Origin of the sequence: Brevibacillus borstelensis (assembly GCF_003710865.1) — a bacterium.
Taxonomy (GTDB): domain Bacteria; phylum Bacillota; class Bacilli; order Brevibacillales; family Brevibacillaceae; genus Brevibacillus; species Brevibacillus borstelensis.
Map to the genome: position 1 here is coordinate 129,660 of NZ_RHHO01000017.1, position 14,555 is coordinate 144,214.

Below are 14,555 nucleotides of genomic sequence, written 5' to 3' on the forward strand. Positions count from 1 at the left end.
ATTTTCTTTTGTGCAGGGAGGTTCTGGATGGAACAGTTGTTACACAATCAGTATTTGGGGACGTTTGCCTACTATACCGTTACCGGGCTTGCGATGATCGTTTTTCTTTCCTTGTTTGAGCTTGTGACCCGGTATCAGGTGTGGCAGGAATTAAAACGGGGGAACCTCGCTGTCGCCATGGCTACTGGAGGAAAGATGTTCGGGATTGCCAATATTTTCAGCTATTCGATCCAGCACCATGACTCCATCGGGCAAGCGCTGATTTGGGGAACTTTCGGTTTTTTTCTCTTGCTGGGCAGCTATTTTATTTTTGAATTTATGACTCCAAGCTTCAATGTAGATGAAGAGATCGGCAATGACAACCGGGCGATCGGTTTTATTGCGATGGTGCTTTCTGTCGGTTTTTCCTTTGTTATCGGTGCCAGTTTGACGAGATAACGGGAGGCGAGAAGAATGGATCAGTCAGGGTGTGTGACAGTTACCGTCGTTCAGGGAGAAGAGCGCAGCCATCTGTCAGTGAGGACTGGGGGAAATTTGCTGTTGGCCATGGTGCGGGAGCGTTTTCCGGTAGATTTTGCTTGTACTACGGGAAAGTGCGCCACTTGCCGATTGCGAATGGAAATTCCCCCTGGTTCAGCAAGCGAACCCTCTCCTACAGAGCGGTATCGTTTGGGAGCGGACTTTGCAGCCGGACTGAGGCTGAGCTGTCAAGTGTATGTCACAGGCCCGCTGACCGTCTATTTGCCCACGAATGGCTAGGGACGTTTCCCGTTGAACCATTTGCCGATGGAGAGTATAATTAGACTTTGGCAGAATGTAACGAGTTAGGGAAGAGGAGGCATGGCCTTGGAAACGCTGTACAAGGTCCTCATCGCATTATGTGTAGTGTTTATTGCGGCAGGGGTTTATTATCTGTCGTAGGCAATGCACTCAACCTATAACCAGAGAATATGAAAGAGGAGATACTCAATGACTCAGCCAGTACGCGTTGCTGTTGTCGGATTAGGGTTTGTCGGACTGCCGCTTGCGCTCACTTACGCCCTGAAAGGGGCACATGTCGTCGGTGTGGACGTCGTACCGCATGTAGTAGATGAGATTAACAAAGGGCATTCCCATCACCTGGAATCCTACCAAGGCAAAACTTTGGCGGAGATTCTGCGGGAGCAAATCGCCGCTGGCCGCTTTCGTGCGACCACTTCCTATGAAGAAGCTGCAGCCGAGGTTACGAATTATATCGTGACGGTTGGACTGCCGGTCTTCAATGGTGATCCTGACCTGGGACCGCTCAAAAACTGTGCGGAAACGCTCGGGAAAGTGTTGAAGAAGGGCGATTCGGTGATGATCCGAAGCACGGTCGTTCCGGGGACGACAGAAGAAGTGATCAAACCGATCCTGGAAGAAGCAAGCGGACTTCAAGCCGGAACGGATTTTTACCTGACATACTGCTCCGAACGCATTGCCGAAGGACGAGCTTTCGAGGAGTTCATTCATATGCCTCTGGTCCTCGGCGGGATCAACCCGGAGAGTGCAGAGAAGGGGAAACAGCTGCTTTCCGTGATCAGTGAAACGGAAATCACTATTTCTGATATTCGTGTGATTGAAACGGCGAAAGTCATTGAAAATATTCAGCGTGACGTGAACATCGCGATGGTTCAGGAATTTGCCCGTTTTGCCGAGTCTTTCGGGATCGACACGTTTGAGCTGATTCGCATCGCGAACACGCACAAGCGCGTGAACCTGCTGACACCGGGACCTGGAGTGGGCGGCTTCTGCCTTCCAAACGCCCTGTACTACCTGCAGCCGAAAGCGAGAGAGCTGGGTGTTCCGCTCCCGCTCTTGCAGTTGGCCCGCACGACAAACGACAGTGTGCCTGGCGTTTTGGTGGACATGCTGGATAAAGCGCTGCAGAATGCCGGCAAAACATTGGCAGGAAGCCGTGTGACTGTGTTTGGACTGGCGATGAAGGACTTTTCCAACGATGACCGGGTAAGTCCGGTCCATGATCTGATTGCTGCATTGAAGGCCAAAGGAGTCGACGTTCGCTCCTACGACCCGGCCGTACCAAACCGCTACGACCACAAGAAAGAGAGGGTCGAAGAAGCTGTTCGCGGAGCAGACGCCATCATGCTGACGGCTATCCAGAAGGAATTTGCCGAGCTGGATTGGGACAAAGTGATCAGTCTGATGAGTTCGTCTCCTGTTTTGTTTGATACCAAAAACCGCATCCCGCGCTCGCTTGACGAGCAGGTGACTGTAGTCCGAATCTAACCGAAGAAAGGTTCGGGTTTGCATGAAAAAGGCTCCGCCGGTTTCCAGCCGGCAGGAGCCTTTTTCATATCGAAGGTACTTGATAAGCCAAACTGGTTAGAAAAATTCTGCGCCAGATGCGAGATTGATCATAGCCCGCATCGTTTTGTAAAGGTCGTGCTGATCTTGCGGCGTGTAGGAAACGATCCCTTTTTCCGCATCGTAGCGTGCGCCTGGCACAATCGCCGCCATTTCGGCTTGTCCGGTATGCGAAAATTCAATCGAGAGCTCAAGCGGTTGAGCGAATTCCACGGGCTTTACTTGTGCTACTCGGGAAAGAGCCCGCTTGGTCTGGCGTTTTAATTCCGCTGTGGCCTCGTCACGGGAGAGGCAGAGAGCAGAGGTGCGGGAAACTGCTGTTTTTACGATAGCCGTACTGATTTCCGGGATGAGCTGTTTGGCTTCCTTTGCAATCAAGTCATCGCCGGAAACAAGACAGACCGGAACGCCATACATACCGGCATAGACGGCGTTGAAGCCAAACTCTCCTACGACCTGTCCGTTGATGTACATGTTGCGAACAACCCCGGACATCGTGTGGCTGAGTACGCCCGGGACGCCCTGACGTGTGTGGTAGCCGATGAAAAAAGCGGCGTCAAAGCTCTGGTCCAGGCCCTGCATCATGGAGTAATCGCGTGGTGAGCCGGCCAAAAGCTTCGCTTCGGGATGCAGCGACTCCCAGAGGATGTTATTCATCGTATTGTGGCTGTCGGCTACAACGATCTCTGTAGCTCCCCACTCCAGCGCTGCTTCGATCACTGCATTGGCGTCTTCGGTCATGAATTGACGGCCTCGTGCATAGTTCATGCCTGAGTCTGGATTGATATAAGATGTGTCGACAATACCGGAGATTCCTTCCATGTCTACGGAAAGAAACAGTTTCATAGCCATTCGCCGTCCTTTCTAGCAATTCTGAATCATTCTTTCTTATCAAAACAGATTGTTTCCATACAGGCAACAGAAAAATGGAAAAACGTTGCAAACAGTTGGAGCAAAAGCGAATGGTAAAAGCAAGAAGGGAATGCTCGACACAAAAAACAGCAAGGGAATGCAGAACGGAAGTAAGAAGCGAATGCAAGGAACGAATGCACATGGCCAAAAAGCGAATGCACAGGCCCAAAACCGAAGTCAACGAAAAAAGCACGGGGCCCGCTAAAGCCAACGCCGTGCTTTTATCTGTAAATCGCATGGTTTTTTTGCCATAATCCCAGTGTTGCTTTGCTCGGCTGCCAGCAGCGTTTATGAAAGCAGGCGACGGTACAGAGCCAGTGTTTGTTCAGCCATGTGCTGGATTGTAAAGGTCTGCTCCACTAAAGTCAGGGCATTGTGGACGAGCCGCTCCCGCAAATCCGGCGATTGCAAAATGGTTTTCATCGCTTCGGTCAATCCTGCCACGTCACCGGGCGATACGGCAAGACCGGTTTGTTTGTGTGTAACAAATTCTTTGACTCCGCCGACGTGGCTGGCTACGACAGGCACTTCAGAGGCCATCGCTTCGATGATCGTATACCCCAGTCCCTCGTACAAGGAAGAATGGACAAAGGCGTCACATGCATGCAGACACGCCGGGATATCCTGGCGGAACCCGCCGAAGCGGACCCTTTCTTCCAGACCGTGCTCACGGACTTTCGCCTCCAGGACGGCACGTTCCGGACCGTCTCCGACAAGGACCAGATAAGGGATCGGACCTTCCTGCATCTCCCTCGCCAATTGAGCAAATGCATCCACCAGAAGCGGGAGTCCTTTCACAGGCACAAATCTCGCGACCGTCCCGAACAAAAAGGCATCGGCTGGAATTCCCCATTCTGCTCGAAGGGAGGCCCGGTCTGACGCACGCAGATGTGTCTGTCTGTATGGAGAAAGGTCTGTTCCGTTGTAAATGACGCTGATTTGCTCTCGTGGAACGCCGTCCTTGTGCAAAATCTCCGCAATCGCCTCGCTGATCGCGATGTAGTGCCGGTTCCATCGACGTGTACCTCGTTCCATCAAGGATACGAGCGCATAGGCCAGCGGATGGGCGTAGTCATAGCGAAGCGAGCTGTGTACGGTCGTCAGCAGTGTCGCTCCGCTTCCCCGGGAGGCCAGTCTGGAAAAGAAGTTGGCTTTTACGCCATGTGTATGTATGAGATGTGGCCCAAAGGAACGAAATACCTCTCGCAACGCCTGTAGAAGCCGTACGTCAAAACGCCCGAATCGGTCCAGGGCAATGACAGGCACACCTGCTTTGCGCAACTCGCTGGCAAACAGGGAGTCGTAAAAGCAGACGACGGCCGTCTCCACTTCATCCGCAGGAAGAGAAGACAATAAATTGAGGATATGCTGTTCCGCTCCGCCAAACTCTCCTCCGCCGATAACATGGAGGACTCGCAGTTTATTCATGACAACTCCACCCGAACCTTCGTAAAAAAAAGCTTCTCACCGAAGCTCTCTCGTATCAAAAACAGGAAAAATCCCGATCGTCCAATAAAAACAAAACCATTCTCACTATAGCAGATGACTGGTTTATTCGCAATAACACGGGACTTGTGGTATCTTGATGAAGGAGAAAAACGACGATACAAGGAAGGTTTGCTGATGAAAACTCACAGCGTGCTGCTCATATGCTATTATTTTCCGCCCATTGGCGGCGGAGGGGTGCCGCGGCCGTTAAAAATGGCGAAATACCTCGGAGAGTTCGGCTGGAATGTACATGTGCTGACAGTCGATCCCGTTTACCATGCGACATTGGACCCGTCCCTGCTGGCTCAACTTCCGGATGATGTGAAGATTCATCGGGCGAAGGAGTTGCAGATCTTGCCGCGAAGAGGCGGGGGAGCTTCTGCGGGACAGAAAGGTGCAGCAAAGGCGGCTGCGAGCACGGAACCGGCGGTGGTTCGAACCAGTCTGAAGAGCAAACTAAGGCAAGGCATTGTACAAATGTTGAAACAAGTAAAACCGTACCTGTTGATCCCTGACGACCAGATTTTGTGGCTCCCGCAGGCACTCAAGCTGGGCCGTGAGATTATGCGCCGGGAAAAAATAGACGCGATATTTTCGACGTCGGGCCCGGTGACCAATCATTTGATTGCCCAGAGGCTGGCCGAGGAGTTTGGATGCAAGTGGGTCGCCGATTTCCGCGATCCGTGGACACAAAATATGCATACCTCGGGAATCGCCTGGAGAGAGCGCCTGGAAGAGCGGATGGAAGAGAAGGTTATGGCAAGGGCGGATGCGATTACAACTGTGACAGCGACATTTGCCCAAAACTTCAAGGCAAAGCATGGACACCGTATACGGCGGATGGAGCTCATCTATAACGGGTTTGACCAGGCCGATTTTGAGGGATTGGTTCCACAGCATACCGTACCAGGGAAGTTTCATGCCGTTTATGCGGGCATTTTGTACCAGAAGCGAAATCCGCGCCTTTTGCTGAAAGCGATCCACGAGCTGATTGAGGAAGGGCAGGTTGACCGAAAAGACCTTTTGCTCAGTTTTGCCGGCGTATTCGACTATCCGGGTTATTCGGAAAATCGGGATTGCGTGGAAGCGTTGGGCCTCGGCGATATTGTCCGGGTATTGGGGAATCTGCCGCATAAAGAGGCGCTTGGTCTCATGAAAGGGGCGGACGCCCTTTTGCTCATCGGCGATGTCTCGCCCGATGCCGGAGCGTACATCCCGGGCAAGCTGTATGAATACATGGGAATCGGCAAGTCGATCCTGGCTCTGAACAAAGCCGGAGAAGCTACCGGAATCATCGAAACGTTCCACTTGGGACAAGTTGCCGACCCGGAGGACAAGGATGCGATGAAACAGGCATACCTCAAGCTGTATCAGGCATGGAAGGAACAAGGTGAGATCGATGCGGCTGACCGTGGCGTGGAGTTTGCCGAACGGGTCAAGCCTTACGAGAGACGCGAGCAAGCACGTCAACTGGCGCAGTTAATGAGTGAGCTGCTGGCCAAGTGACAAACAAGGATAGGATAAGACAAAATAAAATGACAGCCCCGTCCGACAACCTGGCGGGGCTGTACATCTTAAGAATTGACCGTTGCAGGGAAATCGTGGTATGTATGTTGTGCGTCCTTTGCTTTGTGCAGGGAGCGGTTACGGGAGAGTGAGTGAAAACGAGCATATGATGGCAATTCAAGCATTAAGGGCTTATAACTTTTTCTATTTTTCGCTGTTGTCCATATTTATATCGTTTCTGCCGGTATATCTCGCATTTCGCGGCGTAAGTCCTGCGCAAATCGGAATATTGATCGGCATGGGATCGTTCATCGGAATATTGTCGCAACCATTTTGGGGCATGGTCAGCGACAGGCGCAAGACGATAAAAAGGGTGATCCTCGTAACGCTGGGCTTGTCTCTCGTCGTGGGATTCACCCTGCTCCAGTCTTCACAGCTGTGGCTGCTGTTTGTTTTGGTGGGAGCGATGTATTTCTTTATGCTTCCGACCGATCCGCTGACGGAGAGCTTGAATTACCGCGTAGCTGAGCAGCACGGCATCCACTTTGGATCGGTCAGGACCTTCGGCGCGATCGGGTATGCCTCTGCCTCGCTGATCATCGGTTTTACCGTGGACAGAATCGGGATGGAGAACCTTTTTTGGGTATACGCCGCGTATGGAGGGCTTGCCTATCTCCTGTGTCTCGTTGTTCCCGATGCACCTGTCAGCGGCAAGCGGCTTTCAGTGGCCGATCTTCGCCGGTTTCTCACCTATCCGGCGACTCTGCGCTTCTTTCTCCTGGTCCTGCTTGCGGCCATTCCTCATCGTACGAATGACAGCTTTCTCGGCGTATATGTACAGAGCTTGGGCGGAAATACGGGCATGGTAGGCTTGGCCTGGTTTGTGGCAGCGATCAGCGAGGTGGCCTTCTTCGCGCTGAGTCCGCGCCTGCTGCGAAACGGAAACGAGATCAAGATGATCACTCTGGCATCGGCCATCTACGCCATCCGGTATTTTCTTTGTGCAGCTTTCTCAGGCCCGATGCTGGTGGTGTTTCTCCAGCTTATGCAAGGGATCACATTTGTCATTTTTTACACCGCCAGCATTCAGTACTTGTACCGGATTATCCCGGAGGAATGGAAGGCGACAGGACAGACGGTGCTTGCCGTTATTTTCTTCGGCATTTCCGGCATCATCGGGTCGTTTGGAGGCGGCTGGGTCTTTCAGCATTGGGGCGGAGCTGCGCTGTATCAGGTGATGGCGGTTTGCTCGGTGTTGGGTTGCTTGTATAGCGTGATGCTTTGGAAGAGACAACCGAGCGAGGGCACCCAATAGCTATGGGGCTGTGGGCAAAAATGATGATCCGAAAGAGCGAGTGCAGTCATTCTCATCGGTGCAGAAATAAATAGAGAGGCCGTGGCCCAAGCAGATATCTGCCTGGCCGCGGCCTCTTCCTTTAAGATGAAACGCTGATTTTCTTCCCGTGCGTTAATAGAGCAAGTACTTCTCGACTTCTTCTGGATCCTTAATTTCGATTCCAGAGTCATTGTATTTGAACATCTGGAAGAAGATTTGCTGGTCCATCGTGCCGCCTTCGGGCATCGGCAGGATGATCCAGGTTTCGTACTGATGGAGCAGGCGGTCATCCTTGCCGATCCAGAACGTCGTTTTAATGGTTGATTCCTTCAAAATATAGTCCAGGTCGGGCCGATCTCCCAACTGCTTTTTCAAAGACTCAAAGAGCGGACTGTTGCTCTTTTCCAGCCACTCAGCTCCGGTTATCTTCAGCTGGAAGGGTACGCAGACGGTTCCGTACACCTTGTCGTCATTGAGCTGCACGGCTTGATCCAGGAACGGGAGCCAGTCGTCAAAGCCTTTGAGTACATCAAACTCGAGAGGCGTCTCCCGCGCCGTCATCCAGGCGTCTTTGACGCGAACATAGTTCTTGTCTCCGATGCGGTAGTACTGGTAGTCCTGACGGGCGATCCGGGCGTCCACGTTGTAACCGTCAGGGTTGCGGACAGCGCCGTTAAACATGCTGGTTGTCGTGCGGGCCATGATGTAGTTGATCACGTGTCCCTTGTACCAATATTTCTGTGCATTCGGATCGGTTTTTCCTTTTTCCAGCGCTGTCTGAAGCCATTCAGTCGCAGATTCCGTCTGTGCGGGAGTACTGTCCGTAGCCCCGTAATTGGTCAGCGCGAACGACTTTGGACCCGACTCATAGGTGCAGCCTGTCAACAGCGAAGCGGAAACGAGAGCAGACAGAGCAAGCAGCGCGGTGGTCCGTTTACGCATGGCGAACCCTCCTTACGATCCCGTATCCAATCAATCCGATGAACAAGAGACTGACGAGCGGAACGACTGGTACATTGTGGCGTTTGAATACGAGAATGCGGTGCTGGTCATAGATGGAAGCAACGATCTCGTTCGATTGGTCACCGTCGATGTCGCCGATTTGAATGTTGAGCAGAGGCATGTAAATGCGCCAGTTATGCTCCAATCCTTCCGGTGTATAGGTATAACCGGACAGATAGCGGGTCTTGTTCATGCTGACCCAGCTTTTCGCTTGAGCGATGAGCTCCGGTTGGTCTTCATTGCCCACTTTGGCATAGTTGGTAAAGCTGAAGCTTTCGTCGCCTTCCTGACTCGACCACAAAACGTCCCATTTTCCATCAGGCATCGCTTTCAGGATGTAAGACGGCTTGTTGCCGATCAGCAATTCATCCGCACCGTCATTGTCCACATCGGCCGGAATGAATCGGGCAGTCGCCAGTGCAGTCTCCTTGCGAGTCAATGTGTATGCTTCGACAGTCGTACCATCCGGCTCTACAGCCAATACACTCATGTGTTCGCCCATGATCATGAGACCCTCGCGTCCGTCCGGCAGCTTCATCGTGTCGAGAATTCTCGTTGCTTTCGTCGTAGCGGCAAAAGGCTTGCCTTCGTACGTACCGCTCAGCAAACCCTCACGGATGCTGAGATCCTTGAACTTCGTTCCCAAAGAGAGTCTGCCATCCATATTGCCGTTATTTTCGGCCAGCTTGTCCCCGATGTTTTGCAGGTCCAGCAAGAGGGCACGATACGGGGCGGTGCCGATCTGCAGCATGCCTTCCGCAAAGGATTGACGCTGAACATTTGGCACCAGCTGGTCATCTTTCGTCGTATAGTACGGGAATCCCGGAAAATCTGATGGCAGTTTTTCTTTAACAGCTGTCAATGTTTCGGCCGGAATCTGATCATTTGGCATCCGAACCAGCTTGCCGTCCTGCCACTTCATCACGTACAGAGAGAGCGGCTCAGCCTGCAGGTGAAGCAGTTTGTCAGCCAGCGCCTTTTTCTCTTCCTCTGTCTCCGGTTTCGGCGCTTCTTCATCCGGGAGAGGAAGCTCATCGGCATTGCCGTACGTAATAATTTCCTGCTTGCCGTCGCCGTCTACGTCATGAAGGGCGATCGGGAAATAATCGACCCAGCTTCCGTTGTACAGGCGATCAGACTCGTATTTCACCGTAAAGTGACTGAGTGCGTACAGGTTATCGCGATAAAACGTCGTGTTTGCAATGACGGCGATCAGCACGAGTGCGCCGACGGCTTTCCAGCTCAGGCGTCCGTACCACTTCGCCAAAGCGGCAACCACGATGATCGCAACGGCGCCGCCAACGATGACTGCGACCATCGATTTGACATCAAGCTGGGTCAATGACCGATCCAGGAGCAGAAAGCCCAGCGAAAAGACGACAATCTGCCTGCGCTCGTCCGGATGCGGCAAATAGTAGCAGAGGGCGAGCAGCGGCAACAATATAACCAATGCGATCCAGGACAAGTCGAGGAACGCCGGCTTCACCAAAATATGATAGATCAGGAACAGGGCGATGGCGTACAAGGCCCAGTTCACTGCAGACAAAGCTCCATTTCGTTTCATGGGCGTAAGCTCACCACCTTTTCTCGTTCGTTTGATCGGCGTACAGCGCTACCAGGAAGCCGCCAAACAGCCAGAAGTAGAGTGACATGAACGGCACTTCGAAAATATTCTCCACGGTATTGTGGAGTACGACTGCGACAAGGCCTCCGAACAGTCCCAGGACCATGAAAAACTCAGACTTGTTGACCAGGGAGCGGACCACGCGAGCCGCGTAGCGGAGGATCATGACGATCAGGCCGATCAGCATGCCGACCCCGATCAGGCCAAGCTCCGCAATGCTCTTGAACAAATAGCTGTCCGTGTAAATCGTTCCGAAGTGACGTGACCCGACGGCACCGCCATGGTGACCCAGACCGACGCCAAACAATGGTTCCAGCCTCATTTTGTCGTAGGCATCAACCCAACGCTTGAGTCGTCCGGCCTGTGCACTAGCTTCCATGTACTCCGGAGTAAACAGCGTGAAAATCCGGTTTTTGATCGTTCCGACGAGCGGTACGGATTCAGGCACCACGAAATAGAGAGCGAGAACTCCGACGATTCCGGCAAGGACCAGATAGCCAGCCCAGCGCTTCTTCCAAATGTAAAAGCAGGCAAACAGCGCGGCGGCCAGAGCGATCCACGCACCCCGCGATCCGGTCAGGACCAGCGCCAAAAGCGAAGACAGGGCGACGACGATCCAGAGCAGCCGTTCTTTTCCATTATCTACATACAGGGCAAGTCCGACAGAAATAGGTGCGATCAAGGCCATGTAACTGCCGAGAACGTTCGGGCTGGTGACGAATGAAAAGGCCCGGGTTGTGGTCGACTCGCCCTCCTGGACCCAGCCCATCGGCGTTTCCACACCCAATATCACCTGGGCGATCCCGTACAAACCTGTGATAAAACCGATCAGCGACAAAACCTTCAGCATATTGGCCATCTGCTGTCTGTCCGCCAGCAGATAAAAACCAATGAAAAAGGCGATCATGTACTGATAGACGGCGCGAAAGCCCTCGACACTCGCATCCCAGTTGGTCATATCGGTTACCATCAGGGCGATGCCAAAGACGATGAACGCGATAAACGGGTGCTTGATGGATGGCAGCTTGCGTGCGCCTTTGAAATAGGCGGCAAACGCAAACAGCAGGAGGACAATCAGTAGCCCCTCATCCCATAGCGATGATACGACAGGTATCGGCAAGAACTTGCGCAAGACGTAATCGATAAGGGGATAGGCCATAAGCAAAGACAACCACGTAATAGGGCGGCTCCCCCACTTCAACACAGTCTCTCTCATTTGTTTTTAAATCCTCCTACATTGGATTAACTCATCCATTATAATGAATTGACGTTCGTTGTCGCAAGGCGGCGGGGAAAGAGATTGGTAGGATTGAGAGAAATGCGATATGATAGCAGGTGTATTTGCCTGTTGCAGATGTATTTGGTCGCAGAGATGGGAGAATCGATTTTATGAGTTTGCTAAAAACAGCCTCGATGATTATCGTGCTGACATTGGTCGGCAGGCTTCTGGGCTTCTTTCGCAGCATTTACGTAAACAGCCTGTATGGAACGGATAAACTTACCGACGCCTTCAACACGGCGGCAACGATTCCGCTTGCCTTGTTTCTGGTCATACCTGGCGCGATTAACGCCGTACTCATCCCGACGATGCGGGGGATGCTGGAAAAAGAGGAGCGAACCGGTGAGCTTTACCACAAAATGCTGACGATTGTACTCGTCGTATTCACGCTGATCGCGGTGCTCGGCATTTTGTTTGCGGAGCCGATCGCGATGCTGCTGGGAACAAAAGGCGACACCCTGGCGCTCACGGCGGAAATGCTTCGCTGGATGTGGCCGTCGGCGATCTTTATCGGGCTGACGGGATTGTGGTCCAGCGTAAGCAACGCACACCAGCATTTTTTTACGCCGACGGTTTCCGCCGTAGCGAACGGAGCCGTGGTGATCGTGGGGATGTACTTGCTGGTGCCGCATTACGGCCCGGTAGGCCTTGCAATCGCGACGACACTCGGTTATCTCGCTGCCATGCTGCCGATGCTCGTCACGCTTAAGCAATTTGATTACAGTCACCGGCTCGCCTTTCACTGGAGAGAAGACCGCGCTTTGCGGGACATGGGCGAGCGCGTCATTCCGATCCTGATCGGGGCCGTTGTGGCCCAGGCGACTACGTTCCTGGAAAGAGGCTTTGCCAACGGCCTGGAAGGGGGCAAGCTCAGTGCGCTTGCCAACGCCAATCAGCTCGTCCAAATGCCGATGGCGATTTTCGTCGGCGCTTTTACACTGCCGCTGTTTCCGCTGCTTGCAAGCTTTGTGAAGCGGGGGGAGATGGACCAGATGAAAAGCACCCTGCAGAAGGGGCTGGCCTACCTGCTCATCCTGCTTTTGCCCGTCAGCGTCGGCTTTATTGTCTACGCCGAGCCGATTATCAGGCTGGCCTTTGAGAGAGGCGCTTTTGACGAGCGTTCCGTCATGCTGACGGCCTGGGCGCTCCCTTTCTACGGATTGGCTCTGTACGGACTGGCTGCCCGGGACCTGATCACGAGGGCGTTCTACGCTTTGGAAAATACGCGGACACCAGTGCTCATCGGCGTGGTCGGGATCGGCGTGTACGCCGTCGCCAACTACTTGCTGATTCCTGTGCTGGATCACGGAGGAATTGCCCTGGGAACGGCCATTTCCGCATTCAGCCAAGCGATTTTGCTGTTCATTTTGTTGTGGCGCAGGATCGGCGTTCTGGTACAGAAAAGCTTCCTGCTGACTGTCTTGAAAACGCTGGCTGGCTGCGTGGTCATGGCAGCAGTCTTGATCGGTGTGGACCCCTGGCTGTCAGCTATGCCGCTCTGGCTCTACATGCTGACAGGAATTGGCGGCGCTGTAGTCGTGTACTTTGCCGTCCTGACCATCCTGAGGGAGCCGCTCGTCTCGGAGTTGCTGCAGAAGGTCTTGAAAAGGCGGTCTACTCCGGCCGGGGGGACACAGTAAGCGGGCATTCCCGGATGGCGTATCTGGTTTTGCCAGACGGCGTTGGAGGGATGTGCTTCACGTATTCTAATCGGATACTGGCGTCACCCAAGGCAGAGCGTATGCCTTGGAGAACTTTTTCTTCGTCATCAGCCCGAAACCGCTCAGGGTGCTTGACCAGACGGAGCGTCAATCGGTCAGGCTCGTGCTGGACGAGCTGAAACGTCCGGAAGCTCTCCATATTGCGGATGATGTGATTGATAAAATGGCCGTGGACAAAGGAGCCCCGCATGGAAACGAACATATCGTCGACCCGGCCGTCGATTTCCTGAAGCACAGGATAATTGATGCCGCATGTGCAATTCTGTGACGAGAGTGCGAGCATATCGCCCAGTTGATAGCGCAGGCGCGGCATTACGCGATTGTGCAGGTCGGTCACCAGCAGTACGCCGATTTCCCCGACGGGCAAAGGCTCTCCGGCAACAGGGTCGACGACTTCCAGATAGCAGTTTTCGCTGAACGCATGCATGCTGCCAGCCGGACACTGGTAGGCGATGATCCCGCCGTCTCTCGCGCCGTATTCATTGACGACGGGAGCTTCAAATGCTTCTGTGATCACTGCGCGCTGGTGATCATGCAGCGTTTCTGCGGTAGAGACGACCGCCTTGAGGGGAAACCCCAGCCTGAGCCCGGCTTGCAGCATGAGTTCGGCGAACAAGGCAAGAGCGGAAGCGTAACCGTAAAGGTAGACGGGACGAAAGCGGCGGATTGTCCTCACATGCTCTTCGATTCGGGATTGGTCCAAATCGTAGGCGGGGATCATCAGCCTGTTTTTCAGCCAGCGCTCCTTTAGCTGGTAGCGGCGGGCGTCCTGGCGGTTCAGCTCGATCGGCGAGCCCCAGATCATCACGGAAGGGTCGCCGATCCGGATGCCGTACCATGACAATCCGAGCCAACGGGCAGCCTCGTAGCGTTCCACCGTAGGCCGGTCGAGGAAAAAACGGGTCGGCTCCCCGGTCGAGCCTCCTGTCCGGTTGGGGATCAGCTCACCCGGGTTGGCCCCTATCGTCAAATAACGGTCGGCCTGCTCCCGAAAACGGCTCTTCTCAAGCTGGGGTAGCCGCTGCAGGAATCGGGCTGGCTCCTCGCTATTCCCTGCCGCATGCCATTCCTCGGCAAACTCGGTATAGGCAGGGACGTGATGAACAGCGTGTTCCAGAAGCCGGCTCAGCTTGGCCGACTGGCGAGACTTTAGGTTTTCAACGGAGAGGGCTTGCGCCTCGCGCAGGTCATGCATATAGACACGTGTTCGATTTTGCTTGAAACGCTCCATTAGCGGCCATTGAACGTTTCGAATCAAAGAACCGGTCAGGGGCATAGGAAATCCTCCTTTTTCGGCAGATAATTCAAAGTTGTGCCTTGGTTTCTATTCCCTCAGTATTC

At 53.5% G+C, this 14,555-nt stretch carries 12 protein-coding genes; 6 read left to right on the forward strand and 6 right to left on the reverse strand.

Annotated features, from left to right (window positions below; all coding sequences use genetic code 11):
• The first annotated feature begins 27 nt into the window (after nucleotides 1–27).
• From EDM54_RS09555 to EDM54_RS09565, 3 genes are all read left to right on the forward strand, one after another.
• Nucleotides 28–438 carry a DUF350 domain-containing protein gene (locus EDM54_RS09555; protein ID WP_003387782.1) on the forward strand — a complete coding sequence of 137 codons (411 nt, stop codon included), beginning with the start codon at nucleotides 28–30 and terminating at the stop codon, nucleotides 436–438.
• Between the two features lie 15 nt (nucleotides 439–453).
• Nucleotides 454–759, forward strand: a complete 306-nt coding sequence (locus EDM54_RS09560) for a 2Fe-2S iron-sulfur cluster-binding protein (protein ID WP_122958121.1) — start codon at nucleotides 454–456, stop codon at nucleotides 757–759.
• 210 nt (nucleotides 760–969) lie between these two features.
• Nucleotides 970–2,268 (forward strand): nucleotide sugar dehydrogenase, encoded by a 1,299-nt coding sequence (locus EDM54_RS09565; RefSeq protein ID WP_122958122.1) that lies wholly within the window; start codon nucleotides 970–972, stop codon nucleotides 2,266–2,268.
• 96 nt (nucleotides 2,269–2,364) lie between these two features.
• Here the strand turns inward: EDM54_RS09565 and EDM54_RS09570 are convergent, their stop codons facing one another.
• Nucleotides 2,365–3,192 carry a M55 family metallopeptidase gene (locus EDM54_RS09570; protein ID WP_031932314.1) on the reverse strand — a complete coding sequence of 276 codons (828 nt, stop codon included), beginning with the start codon at nucleotides 3,190–3,192 and terminating at the stop codon, nucleotides 2,365–2,367.
• 354 nt (nucleotides 3,193–3,546) lie between these two features.
• Nucleotides 3,547–4,686: a glycosyltransferase gene (locus tag EDM54_RS09580; RefSeq protein ID WP_003387776.1), complete on the reverse strand. Its 1,140-nt coding sequence runs from the start codon at nucleotides 4,684–4,686 to the stop codon at nucleotides 3,547–3,549.
• A 195-nt stretch (nucleotides 4,687–4,881) separates the two neighbouring features.
• On the opposite strand from EDM54_RS09580, the gene EDM54_RS09585 reads away from it, so the two are divergent.
• Together EDM54_RS09585 and EDM54_RS09590 are read left to right on the forward strand one after the other, a co-directional pair.
• A complete protein-coding gene (locus tag EDM54_RS09585; protein ID WP_122958123.1) occupies nucleotides 4,882–6,252 on the forward strand; it encodes a glycosyltransferase family 4 protein in 1,371 nt (456 codons plus the stop codon).
• A 148-nt stretch (nucleotides 6,253–6,400) separates the two neighbouring features.
• Nucleotides 6,401–7,567, forward strand: coding sequence for an MFS transporter (locus EDM54_RS09590; RefSeq protein WP_227277575.1), 1,167 nt, complete (start codon nucleotides 6,401–6,403; stop codon nucleotides 7,565–7,567).
• Between the two features lie 153 nt (nucleotides 7,568–7,720).
• On the opposite strand, the gene EDM54_RS09595 is transcribed toward EDM54_RS09590, so the two are convergent.
• From EDM54_RS09595 to EDM54_RS09605, 3 genes are read right to left on the reverse strand one after another with little or no spacing between them, the layout of a single operon-like run.
• Entirely contained in the window at nucleotides 7,721–8,530 is an 810-nt protein-coding gene (locus tag EDM54_RS09595; RefSeq protein ID WP_003387773.1) for a hypothetical protein, read from the reverse strand.
• The gene (locus EDM54_RS09600; RefSeq protein WP_024984386.1) at nucleotides 8,523–10,154 is read right to left on the reverse strand and encodes a hypothetical protein; all 1,632 of its coding nucleotides are present in this window, start codon (nucleotides 10,152–10,154) and stop codon (nucleotides 8,523–8,525) included. Before EDM54_RS09600 ends, EDM54_RS09595 begins: the two co-directional genes overlap by 8 nt.
• Before the next feature lie 10 nt (nucleotides 10,155–10,164).
• Complete coding sequence (locus tag EDM54_RS09605) at nucleotides 10,165–11,430, reverse strand: O-antigen ligase family protein (RefSeq protein ID WP_039069957.1); 1,266 nt, start codon at nucleotides 11,428–11,430, stop codon at nucleotides 10,165–10,167.
• A gap of 173 nt (nucleotides 11,431–11,603) precedes the next feature.
• Between EDM54_RS09605 and murJ the strand changes: the two genes are divergently transcribed.
• On the forward strand, nucleotides 11,604–13,133 hold the full coding sequence (murJ, locus tag EDM54_RS09610; RefSeq protein WP_003387770.1) for a murein biosynthesis integral membrane protein MurJ: 1,530 nt from the start codon (nucleotides 11,604–11,606) through the stop codon (nucleotides 13,131–13,133).
• Here murJ and EDM54_RS09615 read toward each other — a convergent pair.
• Nucleotides 13,108–14,490, reverse strand: coding sequence for a phenylacetate--CoA ligase family protein (locus EDM54_RS09615; protein WP_122958124.1), 1,383 nt, complete (start codon nucleotides 14,488–14,490; stop codon nucleotides 13,108–13,110). The two genes, murJ and EDM54_RS09615, sit on opposite strands and share 26 nt — an antisense overlap.
• Nucleotides 14,491–14,555 lie beyond the last annotated feature (65 nt).